The organism is Halomonas sp. I1, from assembly GCF_032334135.1.
GTDB lineage: Bacteria > Pseudomonadota > Gammaproteobacteria > Pseudomonadales > Halomonadaceae > Halomonas.
This window is the reverse complement of the sequence record NZ_JAVXUS010000003.1, coordinates 292463-306682: the sequence shown is the minus strand read 5'-3', so window position 1 is coordinate 306682 and position 14220 is coordinate 292463. Positions and strand designations below refer to the sequence as shown.

The window sequence follows — 14220 nt, the reverse complement described above, 5'->3', positions numbered from 1 at the left end:
GGACGTCATGAGGCAGGCGCCGGGGTGGTCGCCAGCGCCCGGAGGCCGAGCGCCAGCAAGAGTCGACAACCGGTGGGGATGATGGCGTCGTTGAAGTCGAAGCGTGCATTGTGCAACGGCGGGGTGTTCTCGCCCTCGGCGGTCCCCAGGAAGCAGTAGGCCCCGGGGCACTGCTCGAGCATGAAAGCGAAATCCTCGCCGCCCAGGCTAGGGGACACGTCGCGCACCAGAGCCGCTTCGCCCAGGGTCTCGACCACCGTTGCCTCGACGTGGCGGGTCGGTGCTTCGGCATTGACCGTGGCGGGGAAGATGCGCTGGTAGGCGAGCTCGATCTCGCCGCCATGGGTAGCGGCGATGCCATCGCAGACACGACGCACGGCCTGTTCCATGCGGTCTCGGCTGTCATCGTCGAGGGTGCGTGCTGTGCCGCTGATTCGTACTTGATCGGGAATGATTGCAAAGCCGTCGAGGTCACCGCCCTGCAAGCCGCAGAGGCTCAGGGCAGCAGGTGAGAGCGGGTCGATATCCCGTGATACCACGGTATGCAGTGTCTGGATCAGGGTGCCGGCAATGCGCACCGGGTCCGTCGACAGATGCGGGTTGACGCCGCCGTGGCCGCCCTTGCCGCGTACGGTGATGTCCAGACGATCGGTAGCTGCCATGATCGGTCCTGGTCGTACCGCGACCTGGCCGGCGGGCATCGCCGGCCAGTTGTGCAGGGCGTAGACCTCGTCCATGGGGTAGCGTGTAAAGAGTCCGTCCTCGACCATCGCTTTGCCACCACCCAGTCCTTCTTCGGCGGGCTGGAAAATCAGGTAAAGAATACCGGCGAAGTCGCGGTGTTCGGCGAGGTAACGGGCTACGCCGAGCAACATGGTGGTGTGGCCGTCGTGGCCACAGGCATGCATGCGTCCCGGTGCCTGTGAGGCATGATCGTGATCGCTCAGTTCCTGGATCGGCAGGGCGTCCATGTCGGCACGCAGGCCGATGCGACGGCCATTATCCGTGTTTCGGCCGTGTATGGTGGCCACGATGCCGGTCTGGCCGATGCCCGACTCGAAGGGTAGCTCCAGACGTTCGAGTTCGGCAGCGATGCGCCGAGCTGTGGCATGTTCCTGGAAGCCCAGTTCCGGCTGGCGATGAAGGTCATGACGCAGATTCGTCAGCTCGGCATGAATCGTGTCGAAGTAACTTGGGTCGATATGGCGTGTCATGGCGGCCTGGATTGTTGTGGGCGACAGGCCTCATCTTGGTCCCGTGCTAATCATATAGAAAATAGTATTTTTATGGCATTACCATACTATTATTAGATGAAATGATGCCCTTCGGGGGAGAACATGGATTTCAAGCAGTTGCGGTATTTCACGATGGTGGTGGAAGAAGGGGCTATCTCGTCGGCAGCTCGGCGGATTCCTTTGGCTCAGCCCGCTTTGACGCGGCAATTGCAACTGTTGGAAGAAGATGTGGGCACGGTCCTGCTGAGCCGGTCCCGGCATGGCATTCGGTTGACGGCTGCCGGCGAGGCTTTCTATCGGGAGACCCGTCGCCTGCTCGCTGACTTCGATCAGGCCAAGCAGAACGCTCGACGCATCGCGGATGGTCGCCTCGGGAGGTTGCGCCTTGGGGTGACTGTCATGCACCTCTGGGTTCCACAGATCACGCGCTTGCTCAACAGTTTCCGTGAACGCTATCCCGAGGTCACACTGCAGGTACTGTCGCTGCTCTCCGGCCCACAGGTCGAGGCTCTGCGCCAGGAAAAGCTCGACGCAGGGATGCTGTACTTCCCCCCGGAAGAGGACGACAGTCTCTGCCATCACTGTCTTTATGAGGACCATCTGGTGTTGGTCACCAGTGCTTCCTCGCCCCTTGCTCGGCATCCGCCGCGCCGGCTTGCCGAGCTGAACGGCGAGGACTTCATCTGGTTCGACCGCAGCGCCACGCCCACTTATCACGACAAGCTGATCCATGCGTTCCAGCGAGCCGGCTTCACGCCACATGTCGTACAAGAGGGTGCCGACAACGCCACCATGCTGTGCTTGGTGGCCGCCGGAATGGGGTGCAGCATCCTGCCCGCAATGACCATGGCAGGCTCCCCCGAGGGGGTCGTGAGTCATCGCATCGAGGATCTGGACATGGTGCTGCCACTGATGTTGGTGTGGCGACGTGACTCCGGGCTACCTGCAGTGCGACGCCTGATCGAGCTTGCCGAGGCGAATACTCTGGGCCCCGAGTGATCGGCGCGTATAGATGGGGCCTGGTCAGTGAAGTGCTGATTATCCCAGGCCATGCGTGGGCCGGCACTATCTGCGCCGGCCTGTTGCCTTCAGGTCGTCAGAAGCTCTGAGCGTATCGGCCCGAGCAGGCAGATGGCTGTGCCGATGATTGCCAGTGCCAGCAGAGCGACGAGAATCGCACTGTGCGGGAACAGGGTGGAGGCCGTTGCCGACCATGTCGCGACGCCCAGGTTCATGGCGCTGGCACCGAGTGCCATCAGGGTGCCGCGCCGGGCATCGGAGAGGCCTGCCAGATGAGCCTGCAGTGCAGGGGCACCGATGCCCCCCAGCAGTGCCCACGCGCCGAGCATGAGGCAGGCCGCCATCATGCCGAGGGGGATGGCGAACAGGACCATGATGGCCGCCAGTACGCCGATCAGGCACAGGCGCATCAAGCGTCGACCATCGCCGAACCGTGCCATGAGGCGAGGCATGGCCAGGTTGCCGGCAAGGGTGACCAGGCCGAAGCCCGCATAGATGAGGCCGAGGGAATCGGTACCGGGTTGATGAAGGTCGCGGAGTCGCTCGCCGACCAGGACGTAGATGCCGACGGCTCCCCCCAGGCCGAGCCCCATGCCCAGGATGGCGCTCGGTGAGCCGGGCGGCCAGGATTGTTCCCTGGTTTCCGGGTGCCTCGTGGTTGAGGGCATACCTTGTCCAAGTCGAAGCGTTCCGGCCAGTGTCAGCAGGGCCAGGGTACCCAGTGTGGCGAAGGCTGCCTGCCAGCCGAATGCCTCGGTTACCCAAGCGCCGAACGCCGGGCTGGCGATGATGCCCAGGGTCAGCCCGGCCTGCACGGCGGCGATGTCCCTGTCGGCACCTTCGTCACCGCTATCGGCAGCCAGCGAGAAGGCGACGGGCAACATGCCTGCCGCGCCGGCGCCGGTCACGATACGCGAGGCCAAGGCCAGCGAGTAGGTCGGTGCCAGTGCCGTGGCGAGCGAACCGAGGGCGAAGACGAGCGATGCCGGCAGCAGTACCGCACGTCGGCCATGGCGGTCCGACAGGGCACCGAAGAGCGGGGCCAGCAGTGCCAGGGGCACGGCATAGGCGCTGACGAAGAGTGAAATACGTTCCGGGGCGACGCCGAGGTCCGAGCCGATCGGTGTCAGGATGGGGCCGAGCAGGAACTCGTCACTGCCGACCAGAAAAGCGATCAGAAACAGCAGGATCGTTTGCGCTCTCATGTCCGGAAGACTCCGTTTCGGGGGAATGCAAAAGGGAGTCCTGGAAGCTCTGAATGCGCGCCAGGGTGGAGGCGCGGCGTTGTTGAAGCTCCTCCAGCAGACGATCGATCTGTTCCAGCTTGTGGGTGAGATCGGCCAGACCCGCCTCGCAGGGCCCCGCTCCTTCGTCGCTGAGACAGGGGGCCATGGCGTGGATCTCCCGGGTGGAGAACCCCGTGGCGATCAGGTCGCGGATGCGGCCGGCCCGGCGCAGGTCCGACGCCGAAAAGCGGCGATAGCCGTTGGCGTCGCGGGCGATTTCCAGAAGCCCCGTCTTCTCGTAATGACGAAGGCGGCGGGCACTGATGCCCAGATGTTCAGCGGCTTCATGGGTCTGCATGGATGACTCCCTCCTTTACCCGGACAAGGCTGACGCATTGACACTAGTGTCAGGGTCAAGGGGAGCAATAGCAGAGTGTGCCGAGTGATGCCAGGCCGTCTCAGCCGCCTCGTGGGGCGAGCAGGATGACCCCGGCGCCGGCCAGGCAGAGCGCCGCGCCGAACAGGTCCCAACGATCGGGAAGGCGCTGCTCGACCAGCCATAGCCAGCCCAGTGAGGCGACGATGTAGATGCCGCCGTAAGCCGCGTAGGCGCGGCCGGCATAGTCGGCGTCGCTCAGGCTGAGCAGCCAGGCGAACAGGATCAGGCTGGCCACGCCGGGCAGCAACCAGAGGATGGACTTGTCGAGCCGCCACCAAGCCCAGACGCTGAAACAACCGGCGATCTCGGCCAGGGCGGCGGCGAGGTAGAGTGCGAGTGTGGTCATGGGGCATGCCGAGACAATGTGCCGGAAAATTCTACCGTCTATGCCCGATACTGGACACTAGAAGGCAGTCTTATTGCCGCGGCTATCATATTCGAAGATCGCGGTTTCGGTAAGCCGCTTCCGCAGCCAGGTCTCCACTTCGCCGCTCGGTTTCTGCTTGTTCCATAGTAAATCGACGCCGACCAGCCAGTCGGTATGAGGGTAGGCCGCCAGCGGCAACTCCACCAAGACACCTTCCTCGAGTTCTCTCCTCACCAATTGACGGGGCAACGTTGCCCAGCCCAGGCCGTGCTTGGTCATCTCGATTAGCGCGAAGTAACTCTCCGCCTTCCAAGTCTTGGTGGCTCTAAGGTATTCCGAGCTAGGCAGTGTGTTGTCGTGGGAAGAGAACACCAGGTGTCGGTGGCTGCGTAGCTCCGTGAAACTGACTGGATCGAAGTGGGCCAGAGGATGGTCATGGTGGCACACATGGGCCATGACCAGTTTGCCGAGTTGGGTGAAGGCCAGCGTCTCTGGATAGCTGGGTTGGGAGAAGGCGAGGCCAAAGTCGATGTCACCGCTGGCTACCTGCTCGGAGGCATCACCGTGGATGGGATTGCGGATCTCCAGGTCGACATGGGGAAAGGCGGCCTCGAAGTTCTGAAGCACCTGAATGATGCCGGTGTAGGGTATCTCCACCGTCAGGGTGAGCCTCGGAGGATGATGGTCACTGAGGCTGTTGGCATGAGCCTCGAAATCGCGGCAACGCGACAGGATCAACTCCGCGTTGAGCAATAGCTTTTCTCCTGCCTGGGTCAGGCGTGGCGCTCGGCTCGTTCTGTCGAACAGTACCACATCAAGGTCGATCTCCAGATTGGCGATGGCCATGCTCACCGCTGATTGCGTCTTGCCGAGTCGGCGGGCGGCGGCAGAGAAAGAACCATGCTGGGCAACCTCATTGAACATGCGCAACTGATCCAGGGAAAAGGTCATGGTCGGCTCTTGAGCTTTTTGTTATCAATAAATTTGATGATAACTAACTTTTTTCATCAATAAAACGACGAGAGGATGACCTCGATTCCCGGTGTGCCTCCATGATCGGGATCCTCAGACGTTACAAGTACAATGACGAGGAGCAGGAAAATGCGAGATGCCCATGCCGTCCATCCAGTGGACGAGATACTTCCCGTAAGGGAGCTGGCTTCATTCGGCTTGCAACACGTGTTGGTGATGTATGCCGGTGCCGTGGCGGTACCGCTGATTCTTGGCAATGCGCTGGGGTTGTCGTCTGCTCAGGTCGTATTGCTTATCAATGCCAACCTATTGACTTCAGGGGCAGCCACCCTGGTTCAGACGCTGGGTTTCTGGAAGTTCGGGGCTCGCTTGCCCTTTATTCAAGGCTGCTCATTTATTGCCCTGGCTCCCATGGTGATGATTGGCCAGCAGTATGGCATTACTCATGTGTTCGGCGCGGTCATTGCTTCAGGGTTTTGCGTCATGCTGCTGGCGCCGCTGTGCAGCCGGTTGCTGCGTTTCTTCCCGCCGGTCGTGATCGGCTCGTTGATCACCATCATTGGCGTCTCGCTGATGCCAGCGGCCGCCATCTGGCTTGGTGGTGGCAACCCCGATGCCGAGGACTTCGGTGCTCCTGCCAATCTGTTGCTGGGACTGGTCACGGTCGTGATCACCGTGGGAATCTATGCCCGCTTCAAGGGGCTGCTCGGTAATATGAGCGTGCTCCTCGGCTTGGTTGCCGGTACCGTGATTGCCATGGCGATGGGCCTTACCGACTTTGCTGCGGTGGCCGAGGCTGGCTGGTTCGACATCAGTACGCCCTTCGCCTTCGGTCTACCATCATTCGCGCCGACGCCAATACTGATCATGATGCTGGCAATGATCGTGATTATGGCCGAGACCACTGGCAACTGTCTGGCTATCGGCAAGTTGGTGGGCCGGGAGACCACTCAGCAGACTCTGGGCAATACCTTCCGCGCCGATGGCCTGACAACCCTGCTGGGCGGCATCTTCAACAGCTTTCCGTATAACGCTTTTACTCAGAATACCGGCTTGATTGCCCTGACTCGCGTCAAGAGCCGCTACGTGGTAGCTACCGCTGGCGTCATCATGATCCTGATGGGGCTGTTTCCTAAGTTCGGTGCCCTGATCGCCTGCGTACCCGCCCCGGTACTGGGAGGAACCGCCATCGTGATGTTCGGCATGACCACTATGGCGGGCATCCAGGAACTGGCTCGCGTGCGCTTTGAAGGGACCAACAACGCCATTCTAGTGGCTGTGTCGATCAGCGTGGGGGTTTTGCCGATGTCCTCTCCAGCGCTCTTTGGCCAGTTGGACGGCCCACTGCGCCTGGTCCTCGACAGCGGCATTTTCCTCGGCGCCATCACCGCAGTGGTACTTAACCTGGTTCTCAATCCCCGGAAGGCCGAGCCCGAAGCGGCGCGACAGCCTGCCAAATCGTCCTGAACACACATTCGTCCCCAAGGAGAAGCCCATGAGTACTTTGACTGCAGAACTGCCGCAAGGCGTAAATCAAAACGATCTTGAGCTGTTGCGCGAGACCATTCGACTGTCTGAGTCTTCCCGGCAGGCAGGCCGACACCCCTTCGCGGCGCTGGTTGCCGATCGCGATGGTCGAATCGTCGCCACCGCTGGCAATAACTCTATGCCTCCCGAAGGCGATCCGACCCAGCATGCCGAGTTAGTCGCCGCTGCCAAAGCCGCCAAGCTGCTGCCTTCTGAGCATCTGGCCGAATGCACGCTCTATTCCAGTGCCGAGCCATGCTGCATGTGCGCCGGCGCTGTCTATTGGTGCAACATCGGTCGGGTAGTCTATGCCTTGGCGGAGCATAGCTTGCTCGAGTTGACTGGCGGTCATGAAGAAAACCCGACCTTTTCGCTGCCGTGTCGTGAGGTCTTTGTGCGAGGCCAGCGTCAGGTGAAGGTTCATGGGCCTATGCTGGAGTCTGAAGCGGCTGCTTCTCACCACGGGTTCTGGGACTGATACGCCTGGAATGTGGACCCGTTACTATGGAACGGTGCGGCTCGAAAGCCGCGCCGTTTCATTACGTCAGAGAACACATGGGTTACTGATTGGGGATTAATCTGCTGCCAGGCGTGCTGCCACGGCGTCGAGGAAGCCCTGCATGTCGGCCACGGTTTCTTTCTCCGGCTCGGTGGTCTTGCCCTTGAGGTCGCCGGTGACGATACCGTCGCCGATGGTGTCGATCAGCGCCGCCTTGAGGCGGGTGGCGTAATCGCCGAGTTCGGCGTTGCTCTCGCGTTCCGCCAGCGTCTCCAGGGCGTTACCCACGGCGTAGATCAGCGCGGAGGAGTTGAAGTGTGCCTCCTTGCCGTCACTCTCGAGGTACTTGAGGTAGAGGTCGTGGGCGGTGCCGTGGGGGGCCTCGAACAGCATGGTGCCGTTCTTGCTCTCGATGATCGAGCTGGCGGTGGCCAGGCTGCCGCCAAGCGCGGCGGAGATGTCCGAGAAGATGTCGCCGTCCAGATTCTGGGCCGGGTAGAGGGCGTTTCTGGGCGGGTCGGTGATCATTTTGACCAGTTGACGCGAGGGCCGCATGATCATGAACGACGGCGGTGGGGTGTCGGCCTTGGCCAGCTCGCGGCGCGCCTCGGTGATGACGTCGCTGAACACTTCGTCGTAATCCATGTACTCGCGCTTGAGGCCGAAGTAGACCTCTTTGTCCTTGCGCGAGGCATCGCGGAACACCTGCAGCACCCAGTCCTTGATCGCCTCGCGGTCGTTGGACATCAGCAGGATGGGGTCGCCCTTGCGGACGTGGCGGGCATGTTTCTCCTCGCCGTCGACCACCACCTTGAGGATCCCGTCTTCTTCGGCTGGAGCGTTGTAGCTGCCGTACTGGTCGCCGCCGCCGGCACTCATGCGCGAGATCGAGACTTGGGCCTTGCGATCCGGAATGCCGTGGCGCTTGAGCTGCTCGACGAGCTTGTAGAGCTTGCGGCCGGATGTGTTGTCCGGTACGCCCCAAAGAGCGCGCTCCGGCGGGTTGGCGACCAGCCGCGCGGCCTGGGCGTCGATCAGTTCGTAGTGATATTCGAGCCCCAGCTCTTCCACCCTGGCCTTGTAGTCGGCCTGGTAGATATCCTCGATGGCGGCGCGCATCACGCCGTCATAGCCGGAAATGACCGTGTCCTTGAGGCCCAGATAGATGTGACGCTTCTCGTCGATGGCGCGCTGGAAGAAGCGGTGCGCCCAGGCCTTGACGGCTTCCAGGTCGTTGGTGGCCAGCAGCCAGGGATCGCCCTTGCTGACTTCGCGGCGGTGCAGCTCGACCGGGTCGCCGCTGGCGCCGACGAACAGCAACTTGACCATGCCGGAACCATCGGCGAGCGCATTGTGGCTGTCCTTGATACCGCCGTCGTCCATGGTGTCGACGTCGATATCCCGGCCGACCCAGTCGGGGCGTTCGAGTCTGAGGTTGCGGAACTCGATGTCCTCGCGGGTGATGTTGCCGCCGATGCCCTTGCGAATGGCGCCGTTGGGCGACTTGGTGGCCAGCGGATGGAGGCTGGCGCGATCCAGTTCAGGACGCTCGGCCAGCAGCGCATCGAGCTGTTCGCGGTTGACCGTCATGCCGGCGTTCTTGACGCCCACACCATGGTGATTGAGGGCCTCGATGGCATCGATTACCGCCTGGCCGTTGGTGGCGAGACGGTTTTCCGCGGTCAGGTCGATTTCGACAAGATCGATGTCCAGCGGTGCGGTCACGAAGGTCTCGAGGATGCGTTCGAAGGCCACCTGGGCCATCTCGTCGCCATGCAGGATGACAAGCGGGGAGGCCACGTTGATCTTTCTGCTCATTGCGCGTCTCGCATTGCGATGGGTTGACAAGAGGCCATTATACTATCCATGGCCCTCGGGGTCGTCGGCCCAACGCTCATCGGGATGCACTTCATTGGCCGGCAATACGGGATCGTAACCCTCGGCGCGTAACGCGTCGATGACATCCCGGGTGTGCTCGCGGCCGAGGGTCTCCAGGGTGGCCTCGACCTCGGTGGCGCGCAACGAGAGGTCGGTGAAGGTGCGCTGGTGGGCGATGGTAATGACATTGGCGCGTTGCTCGGCGAGCAGGTTGGTGAGCTCGGACAGGGCGCCGGGGACATCGGAGATGCCGACCCGGACTCGCACGATGCGGCCGGTGCGTACCAGGCCTCGCTGGATCACCGACGACAGGGCCTGCATGTCGATATTGCCGCCGCACAGCACCAGTCCCACCTTGCGCCCCCGGTAGCGCTCCGGCTCGGTGAGCAGGGCGGCGAGACCCGCGGCACCGGCGCCTTCGGCGACGGTCTTCTCGATTTCCAGCAGCATCAGGATGGCACGCTCGATCTCCGGTTCGTCCACCAGGGTGATGTCACTGACCAGCTCGCGTACCAGCCCCCTGGTCAGCTCGCCCGGTTGTTTGACGGCGATGCCCTCGGCCAGGGTCGCCAGGCCGCAATGCACCGGCTCGCCGGCCAGGGCTTGCTTCATGGCGGGAAAGCGCTGGGTCTGAACCCCGACTATCTCGATGTCGGGGCGCAGTGCCTTGGCGGCTACGGCATTGCCGCCGATCAAACCGCCGCCCCCGATCGGGACCACCAGGCTGTCCAGATCGGGCACGTCGTCGAGCATTTCCAGGGCGATGGTGCCCTGGCCGGCGATGATGTGTTCGTCATCGTAGGGGTGGACGAAGACCAGGTCGCGTTCTGTAGCCAGGCGTTGCGCATAAGCGCCGGCGTCGTCGACGCCATTGCCTTCCAGGTGGACCTCGGCACCGAAGTTGCGGGTATTGCGGACCTTGAGGTTGGGCGTGTGGCGCGGCATGACGATGGTGGCGTGGATGCCCAGTCGAGCGGCGTGGTAGGCCACCGCCTGGGCATGGTTACCCGCCGACATCGCAATGACGCCCCGGCGACGCTCGTCCTCGGAGAGCAGCAGCAGGCGGTTCAGGGCGCCGCGTTCCTTGAAGGCGGCGGTGAACTGGTGATTCTCGAACTTGATGTAGAGCTCGCAGCCGGTCAGCTTCGAGAGTGTGGCCGAGTGCAGGCAAGGAGTGCGTACGAGGTGTTCCCGGGTGCGCTCGGCGGCGCGTTGGACGTCATCCAGATTGACGGTCATGTGGGGTGTTCTCCAGAAAGTCGGTCAGGGTGTCGGGGGCATTCGGCATCCTTTCAGCGGGCATCGGGGGCCTCGCCGTCGAGGTGGCGCACATGGCGGGCCAGCTCGGCGACATGCGCGTCTTCCACGTCGAGCGCGCGCAGGGCCTCGTCCAGGTTCAGCAGGTAATCGCGATTGGGGCCGCTGGGGCCGTGCGCTTCGGCGATCTGGCGGGCGATCGTCTCCACCGGCGCATCGCCGAGATAGGCCGCGTTGTCCTCGGTGGCGATGTAGACCAGCCCCTGGGTCGTGCCGCCATCCGCGAAGCGCAGGGTGACGACCTCGCGCAGATAGCCGTTCTTCTCGCGGACATCGAGAGGACCGAGGATGTCCGGCGTGATGCGGTAGGCCATGCCATGACAGATGGCGCCGTCGGTGGGCAGCAGGGTCGCGACCCGACCCGGTGCCGCCGGTGTGCCACGATGGTCGTGGGAGCCTTGCCAGAAGCGCCGCGTCCAGCCCCGAATATGGGCCGGACGACGTTCCAGATAGTCGAAGCCGGCCTTCCAGATCAGCGAGCCGTAGCCGAACAGCCAGATGGCGTCGTGATCGTTGAAGTGGGTCATGCGTCGGTTCTGCTGGGTGGTGTCGAGAGCCATGTCGAGTGTCGCGTAGATGCCGGAGAAGCGTGCCCAACATGTTGGACACGATGGGCCCCCATCATGCGATGTTCATGAGCACTTGTCGAAAGAGAAGCATAAGGTATTCAATAAATTGGTTTTATTGTATACAAAAAAGAAAGGCGTAGAATGACGTGGGTGTCGGTGATGGTGCCGACCAGGACATGACAATCACGACAATGGGGGAGAGACGATGAGCTTTCAGGTTTACTTGTCCGGTGAGATTCATACCGACTGGCGCGACGAGATTCGTCGCGGTGTCGAGGCGGCCGGGCTGGATGTAGTGCTGACCTCGCCGGTGACCGACCATGATGCCAGTGATGCCGCCGGCGACCATCTCGGCGAGGAGCGCGAGGGGTTCTGGCGCGATCACCGGTCTTCCAAGGTCAATGCCATTCGTACCCGCACGCTGATCGCCGCCAGCGACCTGGTCGTGGTGCGCTTCGGTGACAAGTACAAGCAATGGAACGCGGCCTTCGATGCCGGCTACTGCGCGGCACTGGGCAAACCTTATGTGACCCTGCACAGCGAAGAGATCGTTCACCCGCTCAAGGAAGTCGACGCCGAGGCCATGGCCTGGGCCCGCTCGACGGACCAGGTGGTGAAAATCCTCGAGCATGTGCTGCGTGCCTGACCGGTTTGTCTTGCCACGGTGCTGTCATGCACATTGCGGGTGACGATGGGCATGCCGGTGTTGTGAGGAGCCGTTGAGATGGATGCTTTCTGGATGTGGCCAGCCACTGGCTTTGGTCTGGGATGGGTGCCCTGGGCATCAGGCACCTTCGGCTCCTTGCTGGCGGTCCCCCTGGCCTGGTGGCTGTCGGGACGGTCACGCCGTGTGCAACTCGGCCTGACGGTTGCGCTGTTGATTACCGCGATGCCTCTTTGCCATCTAGCGTCGGATACCCTGGGGGGCAAGGATGACGGGCGTATCGTGCTGGATGAAATTGCCGCCTTCCCGGTGTCAGTGCTCGGGCAGGTGTCGGCACGACAGCCGTTGGTCATGGCCGGGACCTTCGTTGCCTACCGGGCGCTCGATATCGCCAAGCCACCACCGGCGGCCGGGCTGGAGAGCGTTTCCGGTGGCGTTGGCATCGTGCTCGATGACCTGGTGGCAGCTTGTTACGCCTGGTTGCTGGTATTCGGTGGTCTCATGCTGTGGCGACGCCGGTTCTCACCATGACGGTGTGGAGGGTGTTCAGCCATTGTCTCGACGGGGCGGCGGGAAAAGGACATCGAAGCCCCGGGCATCGAGCTGTCGGATTTCCTCGGGACGTCCTTGCTCGTCCAGCACGACCAGGCCGATGCCGCTGCCGTTCCACAGGCGTTCGCCGGCCTCGGCGCGATCCGGGTCGCGGGGACGAATGCGCATCGGGCGTCGCTTGGTGAACCAGTTGAGCGGCGAGCGTGGTGAGTAGAGCCAGCGGTTGGCCCGGTCGAAGGCATCCAGCAGGGTATCGGGGAAGGCGTTCTTCACGCCGCTGGACGTGATCTGCCAGATCCTCGAGCCCTGCCGGCGATGGCGGATCTTGATGTCGTAGGCGAAGGAGTAGTGCACATCGCCGGAGAGGACCACGTAGTGGCCGGGCGTGCGTGAGTGGCGGAAGATATTGAGCATCACGCTGGCGGCGCCGCGATGGGCCATCCAGTTCTCGGCGTCCACCAGCAGTGGCTTGCCGGCCAGCGTGAAGAGCTTCTGGACGACCTCGATGAGCTTGACGCCGAACATCGGTGTCGGCGAGACGATCACCACCGAGGGGGCGTCGAGAATCTGTTGCTGCAGATCGGAGAGCGCCTCCCAGTCCATGAGTCCGGAAGGCCGTCCAAGCTTGCGCTCGCTGCGCCAGCGGCGGGTGCGGGTATCCAGCACCACCAGCCTGGGAGTGCCCGGAACCTGATATTCCCAGCCCTCGAAGCGCTGCAGGTCGCGCAGGAAGGCGTCATGGGGGTCGGCGGGTAGCCAGCCATCCTCGCGTGCGGCGGTCTCGAGCAGTGTTGAAACCTCTTCCATGGGCTCGGCCAGGCGGTCGGGGTCGTTACCCCATCCCTGGCAGAGCAGGTAGCCCAGGAGAGCATTGCCGATGATGCGCCGCGAGAAGGGGTGGCCGTAGGCGGTTTCCTCCCAGGCGGCGGTCAGGTTCCAGTCGTCGGTGACGTCATGATCATCGAAGATCATCAGGGTCGGCAGGTGGGCCATCAGGCGCGATGCGGCGGGCAATTCGTCGACGAAGCGTTCGATGATGGCGCGTTCCGTCTCGAACGTCCCGGCGTTGGCCTCGTCGAGATCGGGGCGGACGATATTCACCAGTTTCCAGGGTGTCGGCGACCAGACCAGCAGGTACATGGCGATGATCTCGCCGAAGCTGATCAGGTGGTTGGAGGCATTGGCCGAGGTGAAGATCGGCTTTCTGGCGCCACCGAAGAAGCCCTTGCGGAGGTCATTGCTTTCGGAGACATCCGGTAGCAGGGAGTCGCGACGGTAGTAGGCCGTGTCACTGGTATAGAGGGCCCGGCTATCGGTGATGGTGGCGCCATCGAGGGGTTCGTCGAACAACCCCAGGTGCTGTATCAACTGGTGAATCGCCACCAGCATCGGGCCGGCTACATCGTCGGCGTAGACTTGATCGCCGGTCATCAGCAACCAGGCGGGCCATTGCCGGGTATCGTCACGCCGTTCGGCGAGCCAGGCATCGGCGCGGGCCAGACCGTCCGGCCCATCGTGATGCGGGCGGCGACAGGAGCCATGGAGCAGCCGTCGCTGGGTGGAGGCGAGCATGAAGCCGGGGCGCCTGGCGCCTTCGTGGAGCAGGTGGGGCGCCCAGTCGGCGATGCCGCCTTCGTCGGGGAGACGCAGGTCGTAATCGATACGCACGTCCTGTGGCAGCGGGGTGCCCAGTGAGACGTCGATCAGATGCAGGTAGGCGTGACGCCCCAGTGGCAGACAGCGCACCCGCTTGTCGTTGAGGGCGAGGCGACGCGGTGGCTGGCCCTCGGGCTGCAGGATCAACTGCAGCTCGAGGGGGCGGCTGCCGACCAGCCAGAACAGCAGCCGCTCGCTCGACAGGCGTCTCAGCAGGGGGCCGGCCAGTACGGAAGGCAGGGGATGGGAGGCGTCTCCCGTTGTGGTCATGTCGATTCCCTTCTTGCCATGGGCGCCGC

Annotated in this window: 14 protein-coding genes; 5 read left to right on the top strand and 9 right to left on the bottom strand. The window is 62.9% G+C overall.

Annotated features, from left to right (window positions below; genetic code table 11):
* Positions 1-5 precede the first annotated feature (5 nt).
* The gene (locus tag RSO41_RS06990; RefSeq protein WP_315618368.1) at positions 6-1214 is read right to left on the bottom strand and encodes a M20 aminoacylase family protein; all 1209 of its coding nucleotides are present in this window, start codon (positions 1212-1214) and stop codon (positions 6-8) included.
* A gap of 123 nt (positions 1215-1337) precedes the next feature.
* Here RSO41_RS06990 and RSO41_RS06985 point away from each other — a divergent pair, with 123 nt between their 5' ends.
* Positions 1338-2234: a LysR family transcriptional regulator gene (locus RSO41_RS06985; protein WP_315618367.1), complete on the top strand. Its 897-nt coding sequence runs from the start codon at positions 1338-1340 to the stop codon at positions 2232-2234.
* Between the two features lie 89 nt (positions 2235-2323).
* On the opposite strand, the gene RSO41_RS06980 is transcribed toward RSO41_RS06985, so the two are convergent.
* From RSO41_RS06980 to RSO41_RS06965, 4 genes are all read right to left on the bottom strand, one after another.
* Positions 2324-3460: an MFS transporter gene (locus tag RSO41_RS06980; protein WP_315618366.1), complete on the bottom strand. Its 1137-nt coding sequence runs from the start codon at positions 3458-3460 to the stop codon at positions 2324-2326.
* Positions 3408-3839: a MerR family transcriptional regulator gene (locus tag RSO41_RS06975; RefSeq protein ID WP_315618365.1), complete on the bottom strand. Its 432-nt coding sequence runs from the start codon at positions 3837-3839 to the stop codon at positions 3408-3410. The genes RSO41_RS06980 and RSO41_RS06975 overlap by 53 nt, the downstream gene beginning before the upstream one ends.
* Positions 3840-3939: 100 nt before the next feature.
* Positions 3940-4266, bottom strand: coding sequence for a YnfA family protein (locus tag RSO41_RS06970; protein ID WP_315618364.1), 327 nt, complete (start codon positions 4264-4266; stop codon positions 3940-3942).
* Positions 4267-4323: 57 nt separating this feature from the next.
* Positions 4324-5238 carry a LysR family transcriptional regulator gene (locus RSO41_RS06965; RefSeq protein ID WP_315618363.1) on the bottom strand — a complete coding sequence of 305 codons (915 nt, stop codon included), beginning with the start codon at positions 5236-5238 and terminating at the stop codon, positions 4324-4326.
* Positions 5239-5388: 150 nt separating this feature from the next.
* On the opposite strand from RSO41_RS06965, the gene RSO41_RS06960 reads away from it, so the two are divergent.
* Together RSO41_RS06960 and RSO41_RS06955 are read left to right on the top strand one after the other, a co-directional pair.
* Positions 5389-6726, top strand: coding sequence for a nucleobase:cation symporter-2 family protein (locus tag RSO41_RS06960; protein ID WP_315618362.1), 1338 nt, complete (start codon positions 5389-5391; stop codon positions 6724-6726).
* Positions 6727-6754: 28 nt separating this feature from the next.
* Positions 6755-7264 (top strand): nucleoside deaminase, encoded by a 510-nt coding sequence (locus RSO41_RS06955; protein WP_315618361.1) that lies wholly within the window; start codon positions 6755-6757, stop codon positions 7262-7264.
* A 96-nt stretch (positions 7265-7360) separates the two neighbouring features.
* On the opposite strand, the gene RSO41_RS06950 is transcribed toward RSO41_RS06955, so the two are convergent.
* From RSO41_RS06950 to RSO41_RS06940, 3 genes are read right to left on the bottom strand one after another with little or no spacing between them, the layout of a single operon-like run.
* Entirely contained in the window at positions 7361-9103 is a 1743-nt protein-coding gene (locus tag RSO41_RS06950) for an NADP-dependent isocitrate dehydrogenase (protein ID WP_315618360.1), read from the bottom strand.
* A gap of 42 nt (positions 9104-9145) precedes the next feature.
* Positions 9146-10402 carry a threonine ammonia-lyase gene (locus RSO41_RS06945; protein WP_315618359.1) on the bottom strand — a complete coding sequence of 419 codons (1257 nt, stop codon included), beginning with the start codon at positions 10400-10402 and terminating at the stop codon, positions 9146-9148.
* Positions 10403-10455: 53 nt separating this feature from the next.
* Positions 10456-11040: a gamma-glutamylcyclotransferase gene (locus tag RSO41_RS06940; protein ID WP_315618358.1), complete on the bottom strand. Its 585-nt coding sequence runs from the start codon at positions 11038-11040 to the stop codon at positions 10456-10458.
* 214 nt (positions 11041-11254) lie between these two features.
* On the opposite strand from RSO41_RS06940, the gene RSO41_RS06935 reads away from it, so the two are divergent.
* The gene (locus RSO41_RS06935; protein WP_315618357.1) at positions 11255-11695 is read left to right on the top strand and encodes a YtoQ family protein; all 441 of its coding nucleotides are present in this window, start codon (positions 11255-11257) and stop codon (positions 11693-11695) included.
* A gap of 78 nt (positions 11696-11773) precedes the next feature.
* Positions 11774-12244: a phosphatidylglycerophosphatase A gene (locus RSO41_RS06930; RefSeq protein ID WP_315618356.1), complete on the top strand. Its 471-nt coding sequence runs from the start codon at positions 11774-11776 to the stop codon at positions 12242-12244.
* 15 nt (positions 12245-12259) lie between these two features.
* Here the strand turns inward: RSO41_RS06930 and RSO41_RS06925 are convergent, their stop codons facing one another.
* On the bottom strand, positions 12260-14191 hold the full coding sequence (locus tag RSO41_RS06925) for an alkaline phosphatase family protein (protein WP_315618355.1): 1932 nt from the start codon (positions 14189-14191) through the stop codon (positions 12260-12262).
* Positions 14192-14220: the final 29 nt, after the last annotated feature.